Here is a 26,392-nt window from a genome sequence, read left to right as displayed (position 1 = left end):
CTTGCAAGTAATCAGGGGGAAAGGGCGCGGCGCAGGGCCGCGTCGGCATCAGGATTTCGGGAACAGCTGATCGACGGCGCTCTGGATCGCCGCCTGATGGCCGCCGCCCGGTGCGGCGGTGCGCGCGGCGCCGCCGGGCTGGTTGAGATCCAGCTGGCCGCCGGTATTGATCTCTCCGTCCTCTTTCACCGTGATATTGAAGCTGGTGCCGGTGATGTTGATTTGGCCGTTCGCCAGCAGCTCGATCACGCTTTCGCCGCACTCCAGCCGCAGCGATTCGCCGGAGCCGAGGGTAAAGGCGTTGACCACGGCGTCGCTGCGCGTTTTGCCGGTCAGCGCGGAGGCATCGCCTTTGACGCCGGTGGCCTGATTGAGCACCACCCGTTTGATCTGGTTGCCGCCCACCAGATGGGTGTGGTCGTTATCGATGGTGTGGCTCTCATCGTTTTTGACCTGGGTGTCCATGTTGCGTTCCGCCTGGATCCACACCTGTTCGGCGCCGGCCTTGTCTTCGAAGCGCAGGGCGTTGGCGTTGTCGGCGGTGCCGTCCTTGGTGCGGCTCATAAAGCCCATTTGGGTGGCGGCGGCCGGCAGCGCCCACGGCGGCATGCTGGCTTCGTTATAGACGCGCCCGGTGACGATCGGCCGATCCGGATCGCCGTTGATAAAGTCCACCACCACTTCGTCGTTGACACGCGGGATCTGCACGCCGCCGTAGCCCTGGCCGGCCCAGGCGCTGGAGACGCGCACCCAGCAGGAGCTGCCGTCGTCCTTCGGCCCGAAGCGGTCCCAGTGGAATTTCACCTTGATGCGGCCGTATTTGTCGGTCCAAATTGATTCGCCGGCCGGGCCGACCACCCGTGCGGTCTGCGGCCCGTGGGTTTTCGGCCAGGTGGCCTGCTGCGGCGGGTGCCAGGGCACGTCCGCCGGCAGCACGATGAAGTCGATACGGTGTTCGCTGCTTTGATCGTCGCCGCTGGCATAGCGGTTCTCTTTCAAATGGTAGTTGGCCTGCAGCGTCAGGTACTCGCGGTTGTCGTCGGCGTGCGGGGCGTTATACAGCGTAAAGGTGCTGCCGGGAGCGATGCCCAGCGCGGTGGCGGTGCCCCGGATCTGCTGATGTTCGGCCTGCCAGGCTTCCTGACGCACGCGGGCGTAAAACTCCCCCTGTTGATGTTCGGTGTAGCGGCCCGGCCAGTCGTAGACGTCGATCTGCCCCGGCGTCGGCGAGACCGGGTTTTGCCGCGCCTGGAACAGCCAGGCGTTCGGCTTGCGGAAATCGTAGTCGTCCAGGCTGTAGATGCCCGGTGTGACGCGATCGGACAACGTCCACTGGCTGATGCCTTCCTCGCTGGTGCTGCCGCCGGACGGCGTCAGGTGATAGGGAATCATCTCGTAGCCGGGATAGGGCTGGTGGTGGTGGGGCGCATCCCCGAGCACCAGCGTGTGTTTGCCCATCTCGTGTTTGAAATAGTAATAGATGCCCTCCAGCTCCATCAGGCGGCTGATGAAGTTGAAGCTGCTTTCGTTGTACTGCACGCAGTAGCCCCACAGGCGATAGTCGCCGGTCAGCTGATCTTCCAGCTGCACGTTGTGCTCCGCCAGCAGGGTCTTGACGATCTGCGGTACCGTCTGTTCCTGGAAGATGCGGAAGTTGCGGTCCTTGATCATCGGCCACAGATCCGGCTGCACGTGCAGGTTATACAGCGCGTAGCGGGTGCCGCCGATCTCTTCGCTGCTGACGGCGATGGCGGTGATCTTGCCGTTCAGGTAGCGCGGGGCGCTGAGAAAGCCCTGGGTCGGGATCTCCAGCGTCAGCGGTTGGCCGAGCAGCGCTTTGCGATCGAGCCGCGCGTCGGTGCTCAGCAATTCAATAGAGAAGTTGAAAGGGGTGGAAAGCGCTTCGATGCCGTCCAGTGAGCGGAACAGTAGCTGCTCCTGGCCCAGCGGCGTGTGCGCAATAATGCGATCCAACATGAGGACGTCCTCTGTGATTGACGTCATGCCCTGCATACCCCGGCGTTGCAGCGGCCTTGCCACGCGGCCAATGAGGGTGGGCAGTGGTGCGTCAGTCTCATGAAATAGGAGAAACCCCGCCGCGACGGGGCTTCAGAACGGAATTAACCGGCGCTGGCCGGATTGACCAGCCAGGTGCCGGCGGTGTCGATGCTGAGTTGCTGCTGGCGACGCCGATCGTTGTGACGGATCTCCAACTGATAACGGCCCGGCGCCAGATTCAGGCTGGCGAAGCCGTTTTCGCCCGGCGTCACCTGCTGCGGCTTGCCGTCGAGGCTGACCTGTTCGCCCGGCTGCAGTTTGAAATACACCAGCGCCACCGGCTGCGGTGGCGGCGCCGCCTTTTCAGGTTCCACCGGCGCAGATGGCGCGGTTTGCGGCGCGCTCGGCTGCTCCGTCACGGTTTTCTGCGCCGGTGACGCCGCGGTGTTTTGCGCTACGGCCTGGGTATCGTCCTTGCCGCCGCTCAGCCAGGCGACGGCGCCGATCACCAGCAGCGCCGCGACGCCGGCGCCGGCCATCATCGGCCGTGAGAATTGGGTGCTACGCGCGGTAACGGCACCGGCGGCCGCGGCGGCGGCTGCCGGGTTGGCGGCCACCAACAGGTTCTCCGGCGCGGCGGCCGGGGTGCTGACGATTTCGTTTTCATCGGCGATCGGCAGATGCAACAGCTCGGCCATTTCATCGATGGTCTGCGGGCGGTCTTCCGGCTTCAGCGCCAGCGCACGGTCGACGGTGCGCAGCAGCTCCGGCGAGTAACCGGCGGGGCGGCGCTCGGCCAGCGGTTGATAGCTGTCTTCGATGCTGCGCACCACGCTGACCGGAGGCGGCGAACCGACGATCAGCGTGTGCAGCACGGCGCCCAGCGCGTAGATATCGGTCCAGGGCCCCTGTTCGCCGTCGCTGTTTTCGGTGTACTGCTCGATCGGCGCGAAGCCCGGCTTCAGCATGATCTCCGTTTCGTCCGACAGGTTACCGATCTCTTTGCGCGCCGACCCGAAGTCCAGCAGCACCGGCAGCTGGCTCTCCTGGATTTGGATGTTATCCAGTGAGATGTCGCGGTGCAGGTAGCCTTCCTGATGGATGGTGTTGATGGCGCTGAACAGCGGCGGCAGCAGCCGCCGGATCCACGCTTCGTCGATTTTCTCCGGCTGCTGCGCCTGCAGGTTCTTCAGCGTGGTGCCGCTGTAGAACTGGGTGCCCATGTAGGCGGTGCCGTTCTCTTCCCAGAAGCGCAGCACGTGCAGCAGGCCGGGGTGCGAGAAGCGGGCCAGCAGGCGCGCCTCCTGAATAAAGCTGTTCAGCCCGGCCTGGAAGGTTTTGCCGAAGCGCTCGCCGCGCAGCCCGATGCTGAGATCGTCGTTGCGTTTCGCCAGCGAGGTCGGCATGTACTCCTTGATGGCGATGGTGCGTTCCAGTTGGTGATCGTAGGCGCGGTAGACGATGCCGAAGCCGCCTTCGCCGATCGCTTCCTGGATCTCGAATTCATTGAATCGATAGCCGCTCGGCAGGCTGTTCGAATTCGGTTTGGTTATCCCGGTTCCCGACATAGTGATGACTCTCTGTGTTCAAAGGGCCGCCGTCTCGGCGGCCGCGGCGTTATGCCTGAAATTGACAAATGAATTCGTGGTTCTGCAGCGCGATATGCAGCTGGCGATAGCGCTGGTCGTTGGCGCTGCCGGTCAGCAGGGTGTGGCTGATCTGCGGCAGCAGGGTGTTGGTCAGGATGGCGTCGACCATGCGGCCGCCGGACTCTACCTCGGTGCAGCGGCTGACGATCTGCTCGATGACCGCGTCGTCGAAGGTGCAGACGATGTCGTGATTATCCGCCAGGCGACGCTGGATGCGCCCCAGCTGCAGGCGCACGATGTTGCCCAGCGTGGCGTCGGTCAGCGGGTAATACGGTACCACCAGCAGGCGGCCGAGCAGCGCCGCCGGGAATACCGACAACAGCGGCTGGCGCAGCGCGCCGCTCAGCGCCTCCGGCTCCGGCAGCAGCTCCGGATCGCTGCACAGCCCGGCGATCAGATCGGTGCCGACGTTGGAGGTCAGGATGATGATGGTGTTGCGGAAATCGATATGGCGACCTTCGCCGTCCTCCATCCAGCCCTTGTCGAACACCTGGAAGAAGATTTCATGCACGTCCGGGTGCGCCTTCTCGATTTCGTCCAATAGCACCACGCTGTAAGGACGGCGGCGCACCGCCTCGGTCAGCACGCCGCCTTCGCCGTAGCCGACATAGCCCGGGGGGGCGCCTTTCAGCGTCGAAACGGTGTGCGACTCCTGGAATTCGCTCATGTTGATGGTGATGACGTTCTGCTCGCCGCCGTACAGGGTTTCCGCCAGTGCCAGCGCGGTTTCGGTCTTGCCGACGCCGGATGGCCCAGCCAGCAGGAACACCCCGACCGGCTTGTTCGGATCGTCCAGGCGCGCCCGCGAAGTGCGCACCCGGCGGGCGATCAGATCCAGCGCATGGCGTTGGCCGATCACGCGCTGGTTCAGGGTGTCGGAGAGTTGCAGCACCGCCTCAATCTCGTTTTTCACCATGCGGCCCAGCGGGATGCCGGTCCAGTCGGCCACTACCGCCGCCACGATGTTGGCGTCGACGGCGGCGAAGATCAGCGGCGCTTCACCCTGCAGGGCGCTCAGCTGCTGCTGCAGTTCGCCCAGCTGGGCGCGCAGCGCGTCGGCGTCAGGGCGCGCCTGCGTCTCTTCTTCAGTAGACTCTTCTTCCTGCCGGTGCAGCTGGGCGCGCAGTGTGATGATCTCTTGGATCAGCGCCAGCTCCTGCTGCCAGCGGTCGGTCAACTGTTCCAACTCCTGGCGCAGCGCGGTCAGCTGGGCTTCAATCTCCTGCGGGCGCAGGGGATCGCCGATGCCCACCTTGGCCTCGCGACGTGCGATATCCCACTCTATCTGCAGCGCATCGATGCGGTGGCGGCAGTCTTCGACCTGGGCAGGCTCGGCGTGTTGGCTGACCGCCACGCGCGCGCAAGCGGTATCCAGCAGCGCCACTGCTTTGTCCGGCAACTGGCGGGCAGGAATATAGCGATGCGACAGCCGCACCGCGGCGTCTACCGCTTCATCCAGCAGCAGCACGCGGTGGTGTTGCTCCAGCGGGCTGACGGTGCTGCGCAGCATCAGCAGCGCTTTGTCTTCGCTCGGCTCGTGTACCTGCACCACCTGGAAACGGCGGGTGAGCGCCGGATCCTTCTCGATGTATTTCTTGTATTCCGACCAGGTGGTGGCGCCGAGGGTGCGCAGTTGGCCGCGCGCCAGCGCCGGTTTCAGCAGGTTGGCGGCGTCGCCGGTGCCCTGGGCGCCGCCGGCGCCGATCAGGGTGTGAATTTCGTCGATAAACAGGATGATCGGCGTCGGGCTGGACTGCACTTCGTCGATCACCGCCTGCAACCGTTTTTCAAACTCGCCTTTGACGCCGGCGCCGGCCTGCAGCATGCCGATGTCCAGCAGGCACAGCTTCACGTCGCGCAGCTGCGGCGGCACGTCGCCGGCCACGATGCGCAGCGCCAGGCCTTCCACCACCGCGGTTTTCCCGACGCCGGCCTCGCCGGTCAGCAGCGGGTTGTTCTGGCGGCGGCGCATCAGGATATCGATGATTTGCCGGATCTCTTCATCGCGGCCGGCCACTGGATCGATCTCGCCGTTGCGCGCTCTGGCGGTCAGGTCCTGGGCATACTGCGCCAGCACGCTTTCACCGCTGCGCGGCGCGCCGGATACGTTCTCGGCGCTGCTTTCCGCCGGCGCATCCTGGGCGTTTTCCGCCGAGTGAGCGGTGATGGCGGCGAACTGCTCCATCAACAGATCGGCGTTGATGCGCTCGAACTGCGGGGAAATGGCCTTCAGCAGATGGCGCAGGCTGTAGGTTTTCAGGATGCCGAGCAGCAGGTGGCCGCCGCGGATGCGCGCCGCGCCGAATTTCAATGAGCCATAGACCCAGGCGCGTTCTACCGCGCTGTCGATGTGCTCGGACAGATCGGAGATGGCGCTGGCGCCGCGCGGCAGGCGATCGAGCGCCTCGACGATGTCGCGCGCCAACTGCGCCTCGTCCAGCGCGAAGTGGCGCACGATCTGTTGCAGATCGCCGTCCGGCGATTGCATCAGCTGATGTAGCCAGTGCGCCAGTTCGACGTAGGGGTTACCGCGCAGCTTGCAAAACGCCGTCGCACTTTCCAGAGAGGTGAATAACAGGCTATCCAGTTTGCCAAATAATACCGAGCGGCTGATTTCAGACATGGTTTTCCTCAGGTCTCAGAGTGGCCTGGCGCCGCAGGGCGCCGGCCGAAATAGGGTCAGAACGGATTTTCCAGCGGTTCAGGGCTGAAGATCAGATCGTCGAGATCGCGTTGCCGCCGATCGTCGGCCAGCCAGCTGCTCAGGCCCAGTCGCTGCGCGCCGCCGAGCTGGATGCCGTGCGCCTGCTCCTTCGCCAGGATCAGGCGGACTTCCCAGACGAACTCGATGCCCAGGTATTGGCGCACCCAGTCGCGCAGCTGCCGGCACAGATCGGCGCCCGGCAGGAAGCGGTCATAGTCCCGCTGCGGCATCGGCCCCAGCTCGATGCGGAATTTGTGCTGAATATCGCGCACCGCGATGCCGAGAAAGGCCGACTCGCCGAGCCGCGGCGCACCGCGCCCGGCCTTGAGCCGAGCTTGCTCGCGCGGCTCCACCCGCAGCCAGTGCGGCACGTTTTCGACGATGCGCACCGGCACCTTGAAATACTGCTGCAAAATCTTGCTCAGGCCTTCCGGATCGCGGCTGTGGCGAATCAGATGACCGGCCATAAAATGTTTGGCGTGGGCGTTGATGCTGTCGCGTTCCTGCTGCGCCGGCTGGCCGATGCCGATCAGGCTCGACAGGTACTCGTCGAAGCGCCGGTTGTCTGGACGATCCAGCGACACCGTCGGCTGCGCATCGGCCCAGGCGCGGTAAAACAGCAGCGTGAGCCGGTGATGGAACAGGTTGGTGAACGCCAGCAGGGTGGTGTCCTGATGGTGGTACACCCGTTCGCGCACGTATTCGGTCAGGTGTAGCGGCAGCGGCCCGTTGGGGCCGAACAGACCGAAGCTGAAGATCGAGACGTCGTGCAGCGTGCTGTTGGCGCGCGGCGCCACCTGCGCCAGCGTGGAGGGCGCGAACGACAGCGACGGCTCCTGGCCCAGGCGCAGCATCTCGTGGCGCGGCAGCGGCGCGCGCCCCAGCAGGTAGGGTTGACCGCCCTGGGCGTCGATGCGGCGCAGCAGCTGAAACAGATCGTGCTGGTAAGGCGCGCTGCGCAACCGCGGCCAGAAGTCGTCCGGCAGGCGATACAGCGCGTTGATCTGCGGCGGCGCCAGTTCGGTGGCAATCATCTCCGCGTTCATATCAGCGTCCTTTTGCCCATGCGCGCCTGCCAGTGGGCGATTTCGCCGCGCTGCTGACTGGAGAGCGTCATCTCGGTGAAGGTGTTCATCGCCACCAGGCGCGAGAACAGGCGCTCCAGCACGCTGCCGAGCAGATAGGGGCTGTTGCCGGAGAACGCCTGCTCATCGACCGTCAGATCGATGGCGATGCCGCGCGCGAACACGATGGGGCCCGGCTCCGGCACTCGCCGGTAGACCGGCCGCAGGTTGCAGTGGCGCACGCCCTGGATCTGTTTGGCGATCGCCGGTTCGCTCAGGTTGCCGTACAGCCCCAGCAACTGGCGCAGGCTGGCGGCGCCCTGTTCCGGATCGCCGTCCATCATGCTGAGGTAGTTCAGCTGCAGCTGGCTGATCAACCGCCAGGTGATCATCCCTTCGGCCAGCGCCGGGCGCGGCGGAGTGGGGCCTTTGCGCAGAGAGACCTGTTTGATCGGGATCGAGTCGGGCATCACGAAGTTGCCCTGATCCTGTTGCAGCAGCATCAACGGCAGGTCGCGGCTGGTGCACAATACGTCGGCGGTGAGGTATTTCAGATCGCTGTGCCACGGCGATTGCCGCTCGTCCACCAGCGACACGAACACTTCCGAACCGGCATAGCCGGTGCGGGTGCCGTAGCGGCGGGCGTGCTCCGACAGCGTGCGCTGTTCGCGCCGCAGCGAGAAGTAGGCGCCATAGTTGCCGTCGTCCGCGCTCAGGGTGCTGTAAAACGGCCGAAACTCTTGCTCGTAGCGTTTTTCGCTGGCGCTGCCGCCGAGCCGCTGCACCGAGAACACTTCGTAATCCAGCGGCCGGATATTGTCGACCACCAGATGGTATTCGTGGTTTTTTTCGTTGATCGCGATGCGTTCGGCGACCTTCGGAAACAGGTTGATCACCGGCGTGCAGTGCAGCGCCAAATGGGCGGCGTCGACCACCCGTTCCAGCGCGGCATCGTGCCGATCCAGCAGCACCACGATCTCGAACTGGCGCAGCGCCTTTTTCCCTTCGCGCACGCTTTGCAGCAGCGGGCGCAGGCCGTTGACGCTGAAGAACTGGAAGCGCGCCGGGAAGGCGAAGTACTCCTGCAGCAGCCGGTAGCCTTCGAAGTTGCGCAGGTCGTTGGGTAGCAGCGCCTGTTCGGCGGCGAAGCCCTCCTGCCGCAGCCCGTCCAGCGCCAGCGCGCGCCGCTGCGGCTGCGCCTCCACCGTTTGGCAGACAAGCCCGACGCTGTGCTGCATCAGCAGTTCCAGCAGCTGCTGCGCCTGTATGTCCGGCCCGGCCAGGTAAAACATCAACTGGTCCAGCTGCAGGTTGTTGAGCGTCACGCTTTCGTAGCACTCGAGGCGAATGCGCAGCGCGCTGACGCAGCCGCTGTGCTGCAGCCCCAGCGAGGCCAGCGGAATATCGGCCGGAATGCCGCCCAGCTCGACGCCGGCGATGCGCACCGGCTGCAGCGTGACGTCATGCGCCGTGGTGTAGCTGCAGGTGATGCCGCTTTTCTTCAGCGTCTGGCTGTCCATCATGGTGCCGCGCGGCACCACGAAGCCGTTGCTGATGTCGCCTTTGCTGCTGTCCGGCTGCAGCTCGGCGATCGCCATCGACGGCGTCGGCGACAAGTAGTTGGGGTAGATGATCTCCAGCAAGCGCTGAGAAAAGCGCGGGAACTCGGCGTCCATTTTCAGCTGCACGCGCGAGGTGAGGAAGGCGAAGCCCTCCATCAGACGCTCGATATAGGGATCCGCCACGTCGATGCCGCGCATGCCGAGACGGCCCGCGACCTTCGGGTACTGTTCGGCGAACTCGGCGCCCATCTCACGCAGATAGGCCAGCTCGCGGTTGTAATAATCTAAAAGTTTACTGTCCATCGCCTTACCCTATGTCTTTCAGATCGAAGTGGCCGTTTTCCAGATCCACGTCGGTACGGAACAGAAACTCCAGCGGATAGGGCACGCACCACAGGCGGCCCTTGATTTCGATCGACAGCACGTTGTGCAGCTCCAGCGAGCCGGTGTCCGAGATGCAGCGCACCTGCAGCCCCTCGGGCAAAATGCGCGGTTCGAAATGAAGAATGGACTCGGTCAGCGCGCGCTGAATGTCGAGCCATTCGATGTCCGACATGCGCTTGCCCGCCAGCGAGGCGATGCCGTAATTCAGGGTGGAGCGCCGCACCTGTGGAAAATCGCCCAGATCCAGATTGGATTCGCTGTTGACGCAGTTGAACAGCCACTGCAGATCGCGCAGCACCCGGCGGCGCAGCTCGCTGTGCGACACCAGGTTGCGCACCTGCGCCTCCTGCTTTTTCTGCGGTTCGTCGTCGGTCAGCATGTCGAGCAGCACCGGCTGCATTTTGTCGCGCGACGTCAGGCGCTCGCTGTCTTGACGATAGCGATAGCCCTGGCGGCGCAGATCGCCGCCGTCGTAATGGGGGGGGCGCTTATCGTTCATGTTCAGGCGCTCGCGTCGAAGCTCAGTTGCCGCAGGCTGTGCAGCGGGAATTCGTCGCTTTCGCTGAGCCAGGTCTTCAGGCCCAGCCCCGCATAGTGGGTGCCGTCGCCCAGCGGTTGCCATTCGGTGCGCTTGCCCAGCAGCAGCGCGTCGTCGCTGCCTTCGGCCAGCGGATAACGGGCGGGCAGTTGGCACACCTGTTCGCGGCCGTCGGTGAGGCGCACCAGCGCATGGCTCCACACCAGATCGATGGCGCTCTGCGGCGCCTGGAACTGGATCGCGGCGATATCGGCGAACGGCAGCCAGTAGTAAACGCCGTTCAGCGCCAGCTCGCACACCGGCCCGAGGCGGCCGTCACCGTCGGTCAGCCAGTCGAAACGCAGCTGCCGTTCTTGGTCGCCTTCGGCCAGCGTTAACCGCCCGGCGCCGGCCGGGGCGGCTTCCAGCGCTTCATCGCGCAGCGCCTGGGCCTGCTCGGCCGCGCCTTGCGCATCCTGATGCAGCGCCTGCACCATCAGTTTCAGCCAGGGCTGATCCTGCCGCAGCAGCGCCGGCGCGGCCGTGCCAGCGAACACCGCCTGGCGTTGCAGCTCGGCGTTGACCGACTGCATTAGCAGCAAGGTGGTTGGTTGGGCGATCGGTTTCAGCGCTTGCCAGGATTTCAGCTGCGCGTTGGCGCGCGTCCAGTTGCCGCTCAGGCACAGCAGTTGCACCAGCGCGGCGCGCAGGTCGGCATTCGCCGGTTTCGCCTTGATCTCGTTTTCGACGGCGGTGATGGCCGCGCCAATCGACTGGCCTTGCAGCATGCTTGCTAATGATTTCACAGGCTTTCCTTATAATCAGTGAGTGGCGCCGTTAACCGACAGGTAGCTGCCGCTGGCGGGATCGACCCGGTCTGCGGCCAGCTTTTCCACCAGCTTGAAGGTCAGCGGAGCGGGGGCGCTCAGCAGCGGTTGCCAGGCGGTTTGCGCCTGCTGCAGGCGCTGTTTGACCTTGTTCCCGTCAGCGGCGTCGATGCGCGGCATTTCAACGATCGCTTCGCCGTTGAACGCCCAGGCGTGCAGCTTCGGTTCGAATCTCAGCAGCAGGAAGCTGCCCGGCGCCTGCGGGTTACCGCCCAGAACCAGCCGTTGGGCGTTGGCGCTGACGACGGTCAGCGCGCGATCGCCGCCGTTGATCTGCGCCAGAGGATAGCCCTGCAGGAACCACAATGTCGGCGAGAGGGTTTGGCCGCCCTGTTGCAGCGTGACCGCGCCGCTGCCCTGCAGCCAGCCGTCCTCGCCGCAGCGCAGCGCGTCGCCGGCGGGAATGAACAGCGCGCCGCCGTTGGCGTCGTCACCCCAGAAGGTGCGGAAGTGGCAGCCCTGCGGCAGGTTGAAACGCTGAGGCGGCGCGGTGTCCGCCTGCGGAGAGGTCACGGCTACCGCCGCAGGGATCGCCGGCGGCGGCGGGGTTTCCGGTTGCTCGGCGGATTCCTGTTTGACCACCGGTTTCCAGCCGCGCGCTTTGGCGGCTTCGCCGCTGGCCAGCTTTTCACCGCGCTTGTCGGTCAGCGTCCAGGGCAGGTGGCCGGCTTTGGGGCACTGCTTTTCCAGCAGATTGCCGACGCGCGGCAGAAAGTCGTTCAGCACCGCCGGATCTTGGCTTTGCGCCGAGACGATGCGCAGCGGGATGCTCTTGCCGCACCAGCTTGCCGGATTGCTGTTTTTGACGTCATCGATAAACACTTCCAGCTTCTGGCTGGGGGAGTAAACCAGGCGATAGTTCATCGCCTGCGCGGTCGGTACCGCCATCAGGGCGACGAGCCCCGGCATCCAATATTTCATAGTGAACCTTGCTGTGAATGTGCGCTGCTCAGTCGCGGCTCAGAAACCGCTCCGCATCCGCCAGCGAATGCAGCAGGGTGGTTTCCTGCGGTGAGCCAATCCAGACGGCGATAGCGCTGTAGTTATCGCTGTTATTGTTTTTCTTCCATGCCTGCTGCATCAGGGCGATCCACTCGCTGGGGGAGTTGACCATGTGCAGCGACTGTTCCAGCTCGGCCTGGCTGAAGCTGTGCCAGAAGCCGTCGGTGCACAGCAGGAAAACGTCGCCGTCTTCCAGCTGCAGCACGTCGCTGTAGGTGGCGTCGCGCTCTTCGTTCAGCCCCAGCGCGAAATACAGCAGGTTGCTGTTGATGCCGTTGGTCTGATAACCGGCGTCCTGCATCTGCTGGATCAGGCTGTGGTCGGTGGTGACGGCATGCAGGTAGCCGCGGCGGAACAGGTACAGGCGGCTGTCGCCGGCGTGCGCCCAGTAGGCCAGCTGGTAATCGCGATCGATAAACAGGCTGACCAGCGTGGTGCCCATCTTGCTGTATTCGTCCGACTGTCGCTGCTGCTGGTGGATGGCGGCGTTGGCGCGCGTGATGTGCTGACGAATGCTCTGGGCGTTCAGGTGCTTTTCGCCGTCGAAGTTTTGCAAAATGGTGTCGCGCGCCAGTTTGGCGGCGATATCGCCGCCCGGAAAGCCGGCGATGCCGTCGCACACCACGAAGCAGGCGGCGCGGTTGCCGAGCACCTCGCCGGTCTGATCCTGGTTGGAGGCGCGGCCGCCCTGGTTGGAGGTAGAGGCTATGGTGATATTCATTACGCGTCCGGTTTGGTCTGTGAGTCTTTGTATTGATTCACTTCAACGTCATAGGCGTGCAGGAAGGCTTCGCCGAACAGGGTGTGGAAATCGTCCTCGATCTCGCCGGAGGTTTGCTGATAGTTCTTCACGAAGTAGTCCCACAGCGCAGCCTTGCGGTTGGCGGGCAGCGACAGACGCGGCGCCACGCCTTCCTTGCGCGCTTCCTCTTCGAGGCGCTCCGGGTTGAACGACTGCAGCATGGCGGCGATGATGGCGCGGATGCCGGCGATCATCCCCAGCTGGTGCGCCTGCAGGTCGATCAGCGCGTCGCGCACCGCCTGCTCCGGCGGCATAAAGCCCGGCATCTGGCTGCCGAACATCTGCATCAGCACCGTTTTACCCGAAGGCAGCAGCTTGAACGGGTTGTTGGCCTCGTCGAGGATCATGGTCATCTCGGCCTTCACGCCGCGCTTGAGGATAGAGCGGGATGAGAGCAGGGCGACGGTGCCCTGCGAGAACAGGCTCAGCAGGCGACCGGCCTGGCGGATCTGTTGTTCGTCGAAATGCGGCTGCGGCTGCAGATCGTCGAGACCAATGCCTTGCAGCAGCGCCGCCAGCAGCGGCCCCTCTAAGGTGTCGCCATTCGGCGCGGCGGCGTGCTGCCGCTGAGCGGACTGGTAGGCGACCGGATCGATGCCCAGGCGGTTGCCCTGGCGCGGGCGAGGCGGCTGCGCAGGCGGTTCCTGCTGGCTGAACGGCGGCACGGGTTGGGGCTGTGGCTCAGGCGCCTGCACGGGTGGCGGCGTCGGCTCTGGGCGGGGCGCTTGCGGTTGTGCGGCCATCGGTGGCGGAGACGGCGGCGCGGGCGGCTGTACCGGCTCCTCCGGCTGAGCCAGCGGCACGGCGCCGCCCATCAGCAGCCCCAGCGGATCGTTGCTGTTTAACGCTTCGGGCGACGCGGGAGCGGATGAACCGCCGAACAGCGCCAGCGGATCCAGCTCTTGCTCCGGTTGCTGCGCATTCTGAGCCGGGGTTGCCGGCTGCGCTGGCGCAGCCTGTTCCGCCAGCAGCGCGCTGGGAGTGGTATCGGCGAGGATGTGTTCGCGCTCAAAGGTGGTGTCGGTGTTGAACAGCGCCGCCGGATCGGTTTGCTGCTGCTGCAGCTGGCGCAGATCGACATCGCCCGCCAGCTGCGCCAGCGGATCGGCCGGGTTCAGCTCGCGAGCGGGGGTGTCCAGCAGCGGGTGGTTGCCAGGATTGGCGACCGGCGGCGTGACGGCGGCCGGCGCATTCGGGGTAAATTCTTCCACCAGGCTGTCCCAGATTTCGTTGGGGATGGGCGCGGCGGATTTTTCTTTGGCGGCGGCTGCAGGGGCCGCCGCAGCGGTAACGGCGGCTGCAGGGGCCGCCGCAGCGGTAACGGCGGCAGCCTTGGCCACCGGTTGAGCCTGTGGCGCGGCGTGCTGTTGCAGCGCGCTGACTTCAATCTGGTAATCGTCGATGCCGAGCACGTCGCCGTCCTGCAGTTCAACCTGGCGGCCACGTTCCAGCGGAATGTCGTTCAGCAGCACGCGGGTAACGTTGCCGCGGTTGGTGATGCGGCATTCGCCGTCAGCGGAAATATGCACGATCGCCTGCAGGCGAGAAATGGCGCGCTCTTCGTCCGGCAGTACCAGGTTGTTGTCCACGCTGCGGCCGATGGTGCCGCCCGGCGGCAGAAAATCGCAACTGCTCTGCGGCGGAACCTGGCCGCTTTTATTTTTTACAATGGAAAATCGCATAAGGCATTCCTGCTGATTAGGAGGTAGTGCAATAATTAATGATTCGATCTATGGCTTGCCAAAATTTGCGGGTATTTTGGCAAGCCGTTAAGTTGTTTCTTAACTCGTTCACTAAGGCTTGTTGTAGTCTTAATTTTACTAAATGCTTTTATTATTAATTGAAAGAATTATGGAATAAGAAGGTGAAATAAAATTCCGTTGAACATCTCAAGGGTAACGGCTCTCTCATAACTAATTCTGATATCAGTTGTCGTCTTTCCCTTGGTACTTCTTGATGATGGCTTGCAATGCTTGGCTATGTACAAGATCGATGCACTTTGCCATCGTCATCGGCTCCCCAGACATGCTGTCATAGTGCTTTGCCAGAAATTCTTTTGCCAGCGCCCTGACAGCGGTATGCGCTTCCAGAGAATATTCGCCGAATTCCGTGTAACCCCGAGCAGCGGCGGCGGCATCGTTTTTGACTTCTTTTGCTGAGTATCCCTCGGCGATACAAACGCTAAGCGCGTAGTTTTTGAGGTACTCGGCAGGGGAGTAGTCAATTTTTGTCGCTGCATTAGCGTTCAACGTTGCGGCGATGGCCACAGTCAGTAAGATTCTTTTCACTGATTATTTCCGAGGAGGATTTTCATTTACTCTATCCGGATTGTCTTTCACCCAATTATCATTAGGGCGCTGTACATAGTCTTTCGCAAGTTTGTCAAGATCTTTACTATGGTACATATCCATGCACTTCATTAAGTCTAAGCGGCTTTTCCCATCCTTAGCATTGTAATTCTTTTGCAAGTACTGCTTTGTCAGCGCAATGATAGGGGATTCTTCATCACGAATTGCATAGTATGACCACGCATCGATTCCATTCGATGAGGCAACTGCATCTTTGCTGGCTTCTGGTGATGTCTTATAAGCGACGGAAATGCAGTAGGTTAGAGCAATATCCTTGTAGTTTTGCAAATAGTTTCTGTACGCCGCTTGCGGTGGCCACTTTTCAATAGGTTCTTCTTGATTTTTCTGTGCTATAGCACAAGTAGCATATATACAAAGAAAAGAGATAAGGATTTTTTTCATCTCAACACTCCAAAATCCGTATGGTTTGTGCAGAGTGGTAGATAACCAGCGCATGAGTATCTCAATGCTTGATGGCTAATACCCAGTGAAAATAATTAATAAAACTCTAATTTGCTTAAGTTGATGGTTTTATAAAATTGCAACCTACAACATTAATTATTAGTTAGAGTAACGTTCGAAGATGGCTTTAGCCTCACTGGAACTCTGCAGCGAAAGGCAATCTAAAGTATGATAACTTCCTTTAACTGAGCCTTGACTATTTTTATTTGCGTACTGTTCAGCCAGTTTTTCGCCTTGTTCGAATGCATCCATGGGGAGTTTACTGAATTCTAAATAAGCGGAAGCGGAACGGAAGGCATCTTGCTTGGTTTTTTCTGAGTCAGTAGACTTCCCAATACAGCGGCTAACCAGCCAATTTTCATAAATTTCGCTTTGAGGTAAGTTTTCTATTTTTATATCTTCCGCCAGCAATATAGGAGAAACGAGAAGAAGAGCAAGGGCGATGTGGGTAGTCTTCATTTTAATATCCAAAGTGATGCGACTTCAGGAACAAAAGATCCATTCTCAGGATCCCCCATGAAATGACAAGAGTCAGAGCAAATGTCACCGTTCCATAATGTGACATGTCCTCTGGCATTTCGCCAGCCATTTCCTTGTATAACCATTATCCCTTTTTTACCTGAAAATTTAGCTGGGGTAGGGGATTTCACCGTGATATCAGGCTTGCCGAAGTTCTTTTCTAAAAAGAGAATCATATCGTTAACACGATAAAGATACCATTTTTTATCTTTACCAGACACAGTCGCATAACCGGAGTTAGAGGGAATTGGTATGCCTGTATAGTTGAGTACATAACTCATTCGTATAGGACAAGCATTTTCAAAAATACCGCTTTCAATATTGCTTTCTACTTTTCCACCAATCAATGCACCCACTTTTTTTACATTGATATTGACTTCAGAGAAACGAATCCATGCGGGCCCAAATAGAGGTTTTTTCATCCTGACTCTCCATTGTATCCATGTTATGAACCCCCGGCCGTAGCCGGGGGCAGGCAAATTAAGCTTCGCGGTTTTCCTTAATGTTCCAACCTGCGCTGCTTTCGGCGCCTTTGCCGCCTTTGTCGCTCTGCTCCCAGTATTGCTGTTTCACTTTCGCCGCCTGGAAGGAGTAGGTGACGCCCACGGTGTCTTCGCCGCCTGCGCCGGTGTACTGCACGGCGGTGACCAGCACGTCGTCCAGGGTGATTTTAACGTACTCAACCTGAGTACCGCCCGCCTTGCAGACAGACAACTCAACCTTGGTCAGGTGCTTACCGCTGGAGCAGTGCTTCAGCAGCGCCGGGGTTGACTTGTCGACCAGCGCGTTAACGTGCAGATCGTTGAAGCACACTTTACCGGCGCCACCGCCGCCGCCAACGCCCATATTGCCCGGTTGAGAAGCGCCCCAGGAGAAAGAAGTAATGTCGGTCCAGCCTTTGTGATTCGAATCTTTAGATTCGCCGCTGGCACCTTCAACTTTCAGGAACATATCAATAGCCATAGTTTCTTCACTCTTTATTAAGGGTTAACAGTAGTATTAACGTTACGTTGAAAAACTCAGGTAATAGCAGCAGGAATTGCAAGTGTGGTAATGCATTACCAATTTATATCCTTGTGCCATGCACCTTCTTAAATACCGAAAACTATCGGTACGGGTTACCGAGCCACTATTAAGTGCTAATGGCTCAATGCTTCATTATTTCGCGTTATCTTGATTCCACGTGCGATCTGGATTGCCTACGATAAGCTGATGATATAAAGGTTTCATGCTTTGCCTCCTTTGCAGGGGAAGCGAGTCACCAGAGCCTCTTCAATCAGGGGGGCAGCCCTTTCGTGCAGGCGCGCAGCGGGAAGTTTATTAAAGAATTCGAACACAAACTCCTGCAGAGTGACGGTTTGTAGCTGGCTGTATTGGCACCAGCTTTTTCCTTCCGTCGCGTCCAGCACGCCCAGCAAATAAATCCGCGCTTTCTCTTTTTCCTGTTTATCTGCACTGCGATAGAAACGGAAAAAGTCACTGCCTGGCAGATTGACATCATCGGACGTCAAATGCGCTATCGATGTCTGCTCTGCGAAAGCTGGCGGCACGGCGGAGAGCGAGCAGACGACAGCCAACAGCGATGCCAGATAAAACCGTTTTGTCTTCATCTTTCTTTCCCTGTGATGAGGTTGATGTATCAGCCAGGCCGCACTACCGCGGCCTGACTTCAGTCCATCAAGACGCGTCGTTTTGCTTCAGCGAAGGCAGCTTCGACACCAGGCGCAGGGAGACGGTCAGGCCTTCCAACTGGTAGTGCGGGCGCAGGAAGAACTTGGCGCTGTAATAGCCCGGGTTGTCTTCGATCTCTTCCACCTGCACTTCCGCCGCGGCCAGCGGTTTGCGCGACTTGGTTTCCTGCGAGGAGTTGGCCGGATCGCCGTCCACGTAGTTCATGATCCAGTCGTTCAGCCAGCGTTCCATGTCGTCGCGCTCGCGGAAGGAGCCAATTTTGTCGCGCACGATGCACTTCAGGTAATGCGCGAAGCGGCAGCAGGCGAACAGGTACGGCAGGCGCGCGGAAAGCTGGGCGTTGGCGGAGGCGTCGGCATCGTAGTATTCCGCCGGTTTCTGCAGCGACTGCGCGCCGATAAAGGCGGCGAAGTCGGAGTTTTTGCGGTGCACCAGCGGCATAAAGCCGTTTTTAGCCAGCTCGGCTTCGCGGCGATCGCTGATGGCGATCTCGGTCGGGCACTTCATGTCTACGCCGCCGTCGTCGCTCGGGAAGGTGTGGCACGGCAGGTTTTCCACCGCGCCGCCGGATTCCACCCCGCGAATGGCGGTGCACCAGCCGAACTCTTTGAACGAACGGTTGATGTTGGCGGCCATGGCGTAGGCGGCGTTGGTCCAGGTGTAATTGCCGTGGGTCGCGCCGTCGGTGTCTTCTTCGAAGTCAAACTCGTCCACCGGGTTGGTGCGGATGCCGTATGGCAGGCGCGCCAGGAAACGCGGCATTACCAGGCCCAGGTAGCGCGCGTCTTCCGACTCACGCAGGCTGCGCCAGGCGGCGTACTCGGTGTTCTGGAAAATCTTGGTCAGATCGCGCGGGTTGGACAGCTCCTGCCAGGACTCCATCTGCATCACGCTTGGCGCGGTGCCGGCGATGAACGGGCAGTGCGAGGCAGCGCCGATCTTGGCCATTTCGCCCAGCAGCTCCACGTCCTGCGGGCTGTGATCGAAGTAGTAGTCGCCCACCAGGCAGCCGAACGGCTCGCCGCCGAACTGGCCATACTCTTCTTCATAGACTTTCTTGAAGATCGGGCTCTGGTCCCAGCCCACGCCCTTATAACGCTTCAGCGTGCGGCCCAGCTCCTGCTTGGAAATGCTCATGAAGCGGATCTTCAGCATCTCGTCGGTTTCGGAGTTGTTGACCAGATAATGCAGGCCGTGCCAGGCGCCTTCCAGCTTCTGGAAGTCGTCGTGGTGAATGATCTGGTTGATCTGCTGCGACAGCTTTTCGTCGATTTCCGCAATCAGCGCCTGAATGGTGCGGTAGGCGTCGGAAGAGACGGTGACGGTGTTTTCCAGCGCCTGCTGCGCCAGGGTTTTCACCGCGTTCTCGACCGCTTCTTTGGCCTGATCGGTCTTCGGCCGGAACTCTTTATTCAGCAGCGCGCTGAATTCATCGCTGGAAAAAGTCTCGGTGGTCTGCAACGCATTTTGTTGCTGAGGCGAGTTGCTCATCGATTAATCCTCACGCTCGTTGTTTTCGTCGTTAACCGCCGGCTTCGGCGCGTCGGTCAGGGATTGCAGCAGCGCCGGATTTTGCAGGATCTTGGAGATCAGCTCTTCGGCGCCGTTCTTGCCGTCCATGTAGGACAGCAGGTTGGAAAGCTGGGTGCGGGCGTCCAGCAGATTGTCCAGCGCGTCGACCTTGCGGGCGATGGCGGCAGGGGAGAAGTCTTCCATGCTTTCGAAGGTCAGATCGATGTTCAGCTTGCCTTCGCCGGTCAGCGTGTTGTCGACCTGGTAAGCGACGCGCGGCTTCAGCGATTTCATGCGCTCGTCGAAGTTGTCGACGTCGATTTCCATGAACTTGCGCTCTTCCACGCTGGCTTGCGGATCGACCGCTTTCCCCACCAGATCCGCCATCACGCCCATCACGAACGGCAGCTGGATTTTGCGCTCTGCGCCATAAATTTCGACATCGTATTCAATCTGTACGCGCGGCGCGCGGTTGCGGGCGATGAATTTCTGCCCGCTGCGGGATTTCGAGTTTGACATGATTTACTCCATCTAATGGCGATTGGGAACGCGCCTCGTCCGGCTGGGAGAGTCAGGTTCTGATTCGGGTCTGCGCGGGAGCAGACGGTATCGGATGCGTCAAGAGAACAAAGGTCGGCGGCTAGCTGTTCTCCTCGTTGTCGGGGCGACCGAGAATGGTCTCCAGTTGGTTAAGCCCATCGGGCGCCAAATCGCGGACGATTTGCATAAAGTCCAGCGTAATCAACCGCTGGACCCGATCGATCATCAGCGGCGCCGGGTGGCTCGGCTCATGAAGACGAAAATAGTTTTTCACCTTGTCCAGCATCAGCTGGGCATCGTCGCGCGACTGGATCTGCGCGCTGCGCCAGTTGAGCGGGGCGGTGGCGCTTTGCACGGCGGCGGGGGGGGGCACGGCGGCGGTGTCCGGCAAGGCGTCCGGTTCGGCGGCGGCCGGGGCATCGCTTTGGCCGGCGAGCGCCACCAGAGAAAAGACCTTGGTGAGCGCGCTCATTTCCGGCAGTGCGCTTTCTCCCAGATGGCGGGTCACTTCGCCGCGAATGGCGCTCAGGGTGTTGGCGATGCGCGTCACCAGGGCGCCTTCGGGGCGATCCTGCTGCGCCAGTTCATCCTGCAGCCGCGCACGGCCGCCGGGAAAGTTGGGGCACTCCTGCTTGCTGCCGTCGAGCAGGGCGCCGGCATCGCGCAGCGAGATTTCTCCGGCGGCGCTTTTCAGCAGCGGCGCAGCGCGGACGCTGGCGGCCAGCGCGGCCTTGTCGCCAAGGTCGGCCAGCGCATTGATGCGAAACAGCGGGTCGGCTTCCCCATCGAACTCCAGAGGCGGTTGCAGGGTGTCCCAGTAGCGGAGTATCGACTGGTGGATCAGCGTCAGCCCGTCGGCGTAGCCCGGCAACCCGCGCAGTTGGGTCCAGGCGCGGGTGAGATACAGCATGACGCGCAGGTCCTTGGTTCGTGCCAACAGCGAGGTCGTGATGCGCTCGACCTGCACCCAGTCCGGTGCTTCTTCCGGAATGATGGTGCTGCCGAATTGCTGTTCGGCCTTGCCGGTGGCGGCTTGTTCCATCGCCAGAAAGTCGGCGTCGTATTCCAGGTTGTCGCCGCAGGGATTGTCCGTGTCGACCGGGGCCAGCAGGGTATCGGTGTCGATAGCCATAAAATTTCCTTCAACGAGCGATGTTAATCAAACATTTGCGGGTACTGGCCGCCGCGACCGGGGCGCGCCCAGCCGTTGGGCTCGAACAGCAGTGAAAATAGCTGCACGGTGAGGTTGCCGCTGTGCACGTGGGTGTAGAGCGGGTGTCCGTCGGCCTGATTGGTCCACCAGAAACTGGTGTACTGCGCCGGGTCGAAACAGTCGGCGGCCTGTTGCCAGCCGAGGCCCGGCACGTCCGGATGCTGAAAACCGATAATCGACAATATCTCTGAATCCGCTTCCGCCGGCGGGCTGGGCAGCGCCGGAATAGCCTGCAACGTGCGGTCGATCTGCTCGGCGGAGAAACCGTTGCGCACGCCGTTCAGCAGGGTATGACCGAGCTGTTGGTACCAGCTCGCCGCCATGTTCAGCTGTTGCGGTCGCCAATCCTGTTGGCTGAACAGGCGCAGCGCGCAGATCGGGTAGCGTCGCCCGACGCGATCGCGCGCCGGCAACAGGCAACCCATCTGCACGTACGGGCTGCCGAGCGTGGCGGGGATCACGAAGTTCCACACCGGTGCATTGCTGAACGGATGGCCGTTCGGCCCCTGCGCATCGCGCTGCAAATTCACCAGCCCGTTATGGAACCAGTGGGCCCAGTTGTTGACCACCGGATCGGGCAGGCGGCGCTGCAGGAAGTCGCCGGCGGAAGGAAGTTTGCCGTACCAGCCGAGGCTCGTCGGGGCGCTTGAATCAGTGCTCATGGTCATGTCCTTTCGGGGCTACGGGCACGAGAAGGCCGGCAGTTGGAACGGATTACGGATGCTGTTGGGCGTGAACTCCAGCGTGACACGGTGGCCGTCGAGATTGAAGGTCGCCTGGCGGCCGAGGCCGCCGGTGCCCGAAGATTGCGCCATATCCACCAGGCGGTTCAGCGCCCACGGCCCGCTGGTCACCAGGCTGGCGGTGGTGCCGTTGGCCAGCGCCAGCTGCAAATGCACCTGGTTGGTATTGCGGGTGCCTGGCCAACTGACCACCAGCGGCACCTGTGGGCCGTGGCTGTATTTGAACAGCTGGCCGTCGATATCCAGCGTCAGGTTGAGGATATCGTTATCCATCCGCACCGGCCGTACGGTCACGCGGTAGGAGGGCGTCGCGGTACCGTTGGCGAAAAAGGCGTCGCGGATGCGCTGCGCCTGCTGGAATGAACGCAGGATGCCTTCGCCACCGGGCAGCGTCTTACCGTCCACGCCGGGGGTAAAGCGCCAGTTGGCGCGGGTGGTATCGACCTTGCCCTGCAGATTGTCGCGGAAGAAGCTGTCCATCAGCCCGCTGTTCGGCGCGAACATGCGCGCCAGATCGTCCGGCGTCACGTCCTGGCGCGCCCGGGCCACCAGCGGATAACGGCCGGCGATCGCCTGGCGGCAGAAGCTGCCGACCTCGAAGCTGATGCGCTTTTTCACGTTCTCCATCTCTTTGCGCTGGGTGTCGCTGCTGGCGCCGATCGCCAGCGACAGTAGCATCTGTTTGAACGGCACCGGCAAGCGGCCGGACTCGGCCTGCAGGCGCGGGATGATGTCGCTCGGTGGCGCCGACATGCCGCTGTTGGCCGCGCCCTGCACCGCAGTCAGATAGCTGTACAGCTCATCGACCTGCTTCAGCACGCTGTCGAAAGGGATCGCCTTATTGCCTTCGCCCTGGCTTTGCGCCAGCTCCAGCAGCGGCGCGAAGTGCGCCATCACCAGCTGTTCCGGCTGGACCGACACGTCGCCGTCGGCGTTGGCCGGCCGGTTGGTGAACAGCGCTTCCAGCGTGCGGTTGGCGTTTTGATTCAGCCTGTCTTCGGTTTTGGCCAGCAGCGAGCGGGAGTCGGCGTCGCTTTTCTCGTCGCGCAGGGTGACGTTTTTGCTGACGTTGACCAGCAGGTTGCGCATCGGCGACGGGTTGCCGGAGAGCAGCCGCGCGCTGCTGATTCGCTGGGTCAGGTTGCCGATGTTGGCCAGCTGGATATCCCCCAGCAGCTCATCCCAGGCGCCGATGAAATCCTGCATGTACAGCTGGCGGATGGTCTTGGTCAGATCGGCGCTTTTCTGCTCCGGCGTCTGGCTGTTCAACACCCAGACGTCTTCCTTGCGCAGGGTGTCGGTCACCGGGACGATGTTGTCGTTGAACGCTTTCCAGTACCCCTGCGGGGTGAACAGGCCCGGCACGCCGTCGGTGACCGGTTTGCCGCTTTTGCGACTGAACGCCAGCTCGGTCTGCGGGCCGGCCAAATCGACCAGGCTGACCGGCTTGATGTCGGTCTGTTTCAACAGCAGGCGCTTGAGGCGGCCATAGACGCGCTGCGACAGCGGCGCCCGATTGATGGCGGCCTGCGCCTGTGCCACCAGCTGTTCGTCTTTGGCGTAAGGCGAGGCCTGGATCTGCGTATCCAACAGCTGGCTCAGGTGCCATTCGATCTGCTGCAGCTGTTTCTGCGTGCTGCCCTGCGGCAGGTTGCGCTGCAGGTTGAGCATCACCCAGGCGCGCAGGAACTTGCCGTCGTACTGCTTCGGCAGATACAGCATCTGATAGGCCTTCAGCGCTTCGTAGCTGAAGTCCGCGTCGCCGTGGTTGTCGTTGCGCAGCGTGGTGGCGATCTGTTGCGCCACCTGCGGCAGCAGCAGCTCTTTCAGCGCTTTTTGGTACAGCGCATTGCCGGCGTCGCTCACCTGATCGCCGCGGAACAGCCCCATGCGGTAGGTGAACGGCGGATCGTCCAGCGAAAAGTTCTGGCTGTCCGGCAGGTGCAGCAGGCTATTGAGGAACGGCAGCAGCGAGAACATGTCGCCGTTGCCCAACTGCGTCAGGTTTTGCCCCTGGCGCTCGACGCCGGGCACCTTGGCGGCCACTTCCGCCAGATAGGCCTTGTTGTTGCCGTAGCTGGTGAACCAGAGCATCGCCAGCACCGCCAGGATCGCCGCCAGCGCGATGTAACCCGCCCAGTGCAGGGCGCGGTTGCGGTATTCCCACCAGCGGTTGCTGCCCGCCAGCCCGGATTCCTGGAAGACCACCGATTCCAGCGTCTCTTTCAGGAAGAAGCTTTGGCCCTTGGCCGCCGGGATCGGCGCTTCCTGGCCCACGCTGTCCCAGGCCGCGTTGGCCTGCGCTCCTGAGTTTGCCGTCGGCAGCTGCAGGTAGCGGTTCAGCTCGCCCATCACCCGGTCGAACGGCAGACCTTCCTGTGTGCCGCTGGTGAAATAGATGCCGCGCGGGGTAAAGCGGGTTTCAAAACTGGAGGTGGCGAACACCTGTTCCAGGTATTGGCTGAGCAGCGGGCGCAGGGCCGCGAACTCCTGCGGGAACAGATAACTTTCGGCGCGCTGGCGCGCGTCGTGCTCCATCAGCAGCGTATCCGGCAGCGCCGCGTCCAGCCGCTGTTGCAGCAGGGCGTATTGCTGTTCGAAAGCGGCGTTTAGATTGAAGTCCGGCTGCCGCGAGCGCTCGTAAGGGAAGGTGAACCCCCAGATCTGGTCGCGCTGCGCTTTGTCGAAGCTGCCGAAGTAGGCCATAAAACCGTTGAGCAGGTCGGTTTTGGTCACCAGCACATAGACCGGGAAGTGAATGCCCAGCTGCTCGTGCAGTTCGATCAGGCGTTTGCGCAGCGCACTGGCCTGGGCGGCGCGCGCTTCGGCGCTGTCACTCAGCAGATCGGCCACGCTGATAGTCACCATCACGCCGTTGATCGGCTGACGGGTGCGGTATTTTTTCAGCAGCGCGACGAAGCTTTGCCATTCGCCGGCGTCTTCTTCGCGCTGGCTTTCCTGCGTGGTGTAGCGGCCGGCGGTGTCGAGCAGCACAGCGTCGTTGGTAAACCACCAGTCGCAGTTGCGGGTGCCGCCCACACCGCGCAGCGCGGCTTTGCCGAAGCGATCCGCCAGCGGGAAGTGCAGGCCGGAATTGACCAGCGCGGTGGTCTTGCCGGCGCCGGGCGCGCCGATGATCACATACCACGGCAGCTGGTACAGGTATTGGCGGCTGAAGCGGGTCATCCAGCGGTGTTTGCCGCCCTCCTGGCCCGGTGCGAAGCGCGCCTTTTTCAGCAGCTGCGCCGCTTCGTCGAAGCGCTGAGCCAGCTGTTCGTCTTGTTTAACTTCGGGCTTGCCGTCTTCCGCCGGTACCGCTTCGGCGGCGCGCAGGTTGCTCAACAGGCGGCTGTTGAACCAGGCGCTGTAGAGGCGCGGGATCAGGCGGCACAGGAACCAGATCAGGTAGATAACGCCGATGGCGATCTGGCGGTTGAGTTCCGGCTCCAGCGGGCGATAGTCGCCGATGGCCACCAGCGGGCCGATCATCCAGATGATGAACGCCAGCGCGGTGATGCCGACAAAGCCCCACAGCAGGCGGCTGGTGATGATGGAGAATAACGTACTGAGCATTACTTTCCGGTTCCTTGCGGCAAGCCGTTGATTTCCGCCTGGGTATTTTCCGGGGCGACCAACAGCGTAATTTCTACCCGGCGGTTCAACGCGCGGTTCACTTTGTTATCGTTCGGCGCGACGGGGTTGCTTTCGCCGCGGCCCTCGGCCTTGACCCGCTGCGGGTTGGCGAGGTGCTTTTGCAAACGGGCGCTGACCGCTTCGGCGCGCGCCAGCGACAGCTCCCAGTTGGAGGCGAAACGGGCGCTGCGGATCGGCACGTTATCGCTGTAGCCGGTGACGAGGATCTTGCCGCTGACGCCGTTCATGGCGGCGGCGATGCGGTCGATGACCGGAATATAGTTGGCGCGCACCGTGGTGGCGGCGGAGTCGAACAGCCCGTCGCCTTTGAGGATCACCACGCTTTGCTGCGCCTCGTCGCGCACCACCACCAGCCCTTCGGCGATCTCTTTGCGCAGGAAGCTTTTCAGGCTCAGCGTCGGCGGCGCGGCCGGCGCCGGGTTACCGATCGCCACCTGCGGCAGATTGGTTTGGTAAATCGCCGCCAGCACCGGGCTGGTGTTGTCGCCCAGCCGCCAGTTGAGGGCGATGAACAGCAGCGAAGCCAGGAAGCCGGTCAGCGCCACGCAGGCCCACAGCGGCACCAGCGGACGCCACAGTTTCTGCTGTACTGGCAGATCCAGCGCATGAGGCGACAGCGGCGGGGCATAGCCGCCGCGCACCGACCGGATCAGCTGCAGCAGGCGCTGCTTCATGGTTTCCAGCTGCGAGCGGCCGTTTTCCATCACCCGGTAGCGGCCTTCAAAGCCCAGCAGCAGGCAATAATTGATAAGCTCCAGCAGGTTGATGTGCTCGCGCGGGCTTTGCGACAGCTTGGCCAGCAGTTGGAAAAACTTCTCGCCGCCCCAGGTTTCGTTATGGAAGGTCACCAGCAGCCCGCTGCCGGACCACACGCTGTTGCTGCCCCACGGGGTCAGCGCCGCCGCTTCATCCAGCGCGGTGCACAGGCAATAACGCGCGCCGATGATCACTTCGTACGGCAGGTTGGCGCGTTGGCCGCGGATCTCGAAGCGGCGCATTTCGTCGATCAGCTGTTGGCGCAGCTGCGCCGGGTTGGCGTGCGTGGCCGACTGGCGGATCTGCGAAATGGCGTTCAGCAGCGGGTTGGCGGCATCTACCAGCGGGTTGGCCGCGGGCGCCGTGCTATTTTCCTGAATCATA

General features: G+C 61.8%; 22 protein-coding genes. All 22 read right to left on the bottom strand.

The features are described 5' to 3' along the window. Positions 1-48: 48 nt before the first annotated feature. Positions 49-1,977 (bottom strand): type VI secretion system Vgr family protein, encoded by a 1,929-nt coding sequence (locus tag C9411_RS03360; protein WP_107226400.1) that lies wholly within the window; start codon positions 1,975-1,977, stop codon positions 49-51. A 143-nt stretch (positions 1,978-2,120) separates the two neighbouring features. Beyond that, positions 2,121-3,566, bottom strand: coding sequence for a serine/threonine-protein kinase (locus C9411_RS03355; RefSeq protein WP_107226399.1), 1,446 nt, complete (start codon positions 3,564-3,566; stop codon positions 2,121-2,123). A 49-nt stretch (positions 3,567-3,615) separates the two neighbouring features. Then, positions 3,616-6,270 (bottom strand): type VI secretion system ATPase TssH, encoded by a 2,655-nt coding sequence (gene tssH / locus C9411_RS03350; protein ID WP_107226398.1) that lies wholly within the window; start codon positions 6,268-6,270, stop codon positions 3,616-3,618. Between the two features lie 56 nt (positions 6,271-6,326). Next, positions 6,327-7,397 carry a type VI secretion system baseplate subunit TssG gene (gene tssG / locus C9411_RS03345; RefSeq protein ID WP_107226397.1) on the bottom strand — a complete coding sequence of 357 codons (1,071 nt, stop codon included), beginning with the start codon at positions 7,395-7,397 and terminating at the stop codon, positions 6,327-6,329. Next, entirely contained in the window at positions 7,394-9,280 is a 1,887-nt protein-coding gene (gene tssF / locus C9411_RS03340) for a type VI secretion system baseplate subunit TssF (protein WP_063990295.1), read from the bottom strand. Before tssF ends, tssG begins: the two co-directional genes overlap by 4 nt. A 4-nt stretch (positions 9,281-9,284) precedes the next feature. Further along, positions 9,285-9,860 carry a type VI secretion system baseplate subunit TssE gene (locus C9411_RS03335; protein ID WP_038876749.1) on the bottom strand — a complete coding sequence of 192 codons (576 nt, stop codon included), beginning with the start codon at positions 9,858-9,860 and terminating at the stop codon, positions 9,285-9,287. 2 nt (positions 9,861-9,862) lie between these two features. Continuing rightward, positions 9,863-10,684 (bottom strand): type VI secretion system accessory protein TagJ, encoded by an 822-nt coding sequence (locus C9411_RS03330; protein WP_301336339.1) that lies wholly within the window; start codon positions 10,682-10,684, stop codon positions 9,863-9,865. 15 nt (positions 10,685-10,699) lie between these two features. Next, positions 10,700-11,686, bottom strand: a complete 987-nt coding sequence (locus C9411_RS03325; RefSeq protein WP_107226396.1) for a type VI secretion system-associated protein — start codon at positions 11,684-11,686, stop codon at positions 10,700-10,702. Positions 11,687-11,714: 28 nt separating this feature from the next. Further along, a complete protein-coding gene (locus C9411_RS03320) occupies positions 11,715-12,488 on the bottom strand; it encodes a PP2C family serine/threonine-protein phosphatase (RefSeq protein ID WP_015378289.1) in 774 nt (257 codons plus the stop codon). After that, positions 12,488-14,251, bottom strand: a complete 1,764-nt coding sequence (gene tagH, locus C9411_RS03315) for a type VI secretion system-associated FHA domain protein TagH (protein ID WP_107226395.1) — start codon at positions 14,249-14,251, stop codon at positions 12,488-12,490. The genes C9411_RS03320 and tagH overlap by 1 nt, the downstream gene beginning before the upstream one ends. Positions 14,252-14,494: 243 nt before the next feature. Continuing rightward, positions 14,495-14,842 carry a T6SS amidase immunity protein Tai4 family protein gene (locus tag C9411_RS03310; RefSeq protein WP_369919367.1) on the bottom strand — a complete coding sequence of 116 codons (348 nt, stop codon included), beginning with the start codon at positions 14,840-14,842 and terminating at the stop codon, positions 14,495-14,497. Positions 14,843-14,860: 18 nt separating this feature from the next. Then, a complete protein-coding gene (locus C9411_RS03305) occupies positions 14,861-15,319 on the bottom strand; it encodes a T6SS amidase immunity protein Tai4 family protein (protein WP_107226394.1) in 459 nt (152 codons plus the stop codon). 159 nt (positions 15,320-15,478) lie between these two features. Continuing rightward, positions 15,479-15,838: a T6SS amidase immunity protein Tai4 family protein gene (locus C9411_RS03300; protein ID WP_107226393.1), complete on the bottom strand. Its 360-nt coding sequence runs from the start codon at positions 15,836-15,838 to the stop codon at positions 15,479-15,481. Then, the gene (locus C9411_RS03295) at positions 15,835-16,320 is read right to left on the bottom strand and encodes a type VI secretion system amidase effector protein Tae4 (RefSeq protein WP_074181220.1); all 486 of its coding nucleotides are present in this window, start codon (positions 16,318-16,320) and stop codon (positions 15,835-15,837) included. Before C9411_RS03295 ends, C9411_RS03300 begins: the two co-directional genes overlap by 4 nt. 58 nt (positions 16,321-16,378) lie before the next feature. Beyond that, positions 16,379-16,861 carry a type VI secretion system tube protein Hcp gene (locus C9411_RS03290; protein WP_004961372.1) on the bottom strand — a complete coding sequence of 161 codons (483 nt, stop codon included), beginning with the start codon at positions 16,859-16,861 and terminating at the stop codon, positions 16,379-16,381. A 263-nt stretch (positions 16,862-17,124) separates the two neighbouring features. Then, a complete protein-coding gene (locus tag C9411_RS03285; RefSeq protein WP_107226392.1) occupies positions 17,125-17,508 on the bottom strand; it encodes a Rap1a/Tai family immunity protein in 384 nt (127 codons plus the stop codon). A 67-nt stretch (positions 17,509-17,575) separates the two neighbouring features. Beyond that, positions 17,576-19,081, bottom strand: coding sequence for a type VI secretion system contractile sheath large subunit (tssC, locus tag C9411_RS03280; RefSeq protein ID WP_016927259.1), 1,506 nt, complete (start codon positions 19,079-19,081; stop codon positions 17,576-17,578). 3 nt (positions 19,082-19,084) lie between these two features. Further along, positions 19,085-19,621: a type VI secretion system contractile sheath small subunit gene (gene tssB, locus C9411_RS03275; protein ID WP_033635026.1), complete on the bottom strand. Its 537-nt coding sequence runs from the start codon at positions 19,619-19,621 to the stop codon at positions 19,085-19,087. 121 nt (positions 19,622-19,742) lie between these two features. Continuing rightward, positions 19,743-20,774: a type VI secretion system protein TssA gene (gene tssA, locus C9411_RS03270; protein WP_107226391.1), complete on the bottom strand. Its 1,032-nt coding sequence runs from the start codon at positions 20,772-20,774 to the stop codon at positions 19,743-19,745. Between the two features lie 23 nt (positions 20,775-20,797). Continuing rightward, positions 20,798-21,517: a type VI secretion system-associated protein TagF gene (gene tagF / locus C9411_RS03265; RefSeq protein WP_063990285.1), complete on the bottom strand. Its 720-nt coding sequence runs from the start codon at positions 21,515-21,517 to the stop codon at positions 20,798-20,800. A gap of 18 nt (positions 21,518-21,535) precedes the next feature. Further along, positions 21,536-25,171: a type VI secretion system membrane subunit TssM gene (gene tssM, locus C9411_RS03260; protein WP_107226390.1), complete on the bottom strand. Its 3,636-nt coding sequence runs from the start codon at positions 25,169-25,171 to the stop codon at positions 21,536-21,538. Then, entirely contained in the window at positions 25,171-26,391 is a 1,221-nt protein-coding gene (locus C9411_RS03255; protein ID WP_063990283.1) for a DotU family type VI secretion system protein, read from the bottom strand. Before C9411_RS03255 ends, tssM begins: the two co-directional genes overlap by 1 nt. Position 26,392 lies beyond the last annotated feature (1 nt).

Origin of the sequence: Serratia sp. Nf2, assembly GCF_003028435.1 — a bacterium.
Lineage (GTDB): Bacteria > Pseudomonadota > Gammaproteobacteria > Enterobacterales > Enterobacteriaceae > Serratia > Serratia marcescens_L.
Note: the sequence above shows the minus strand (reverse complement) of the source record. Positions and strands in the feature narration are given on the sequence as shown.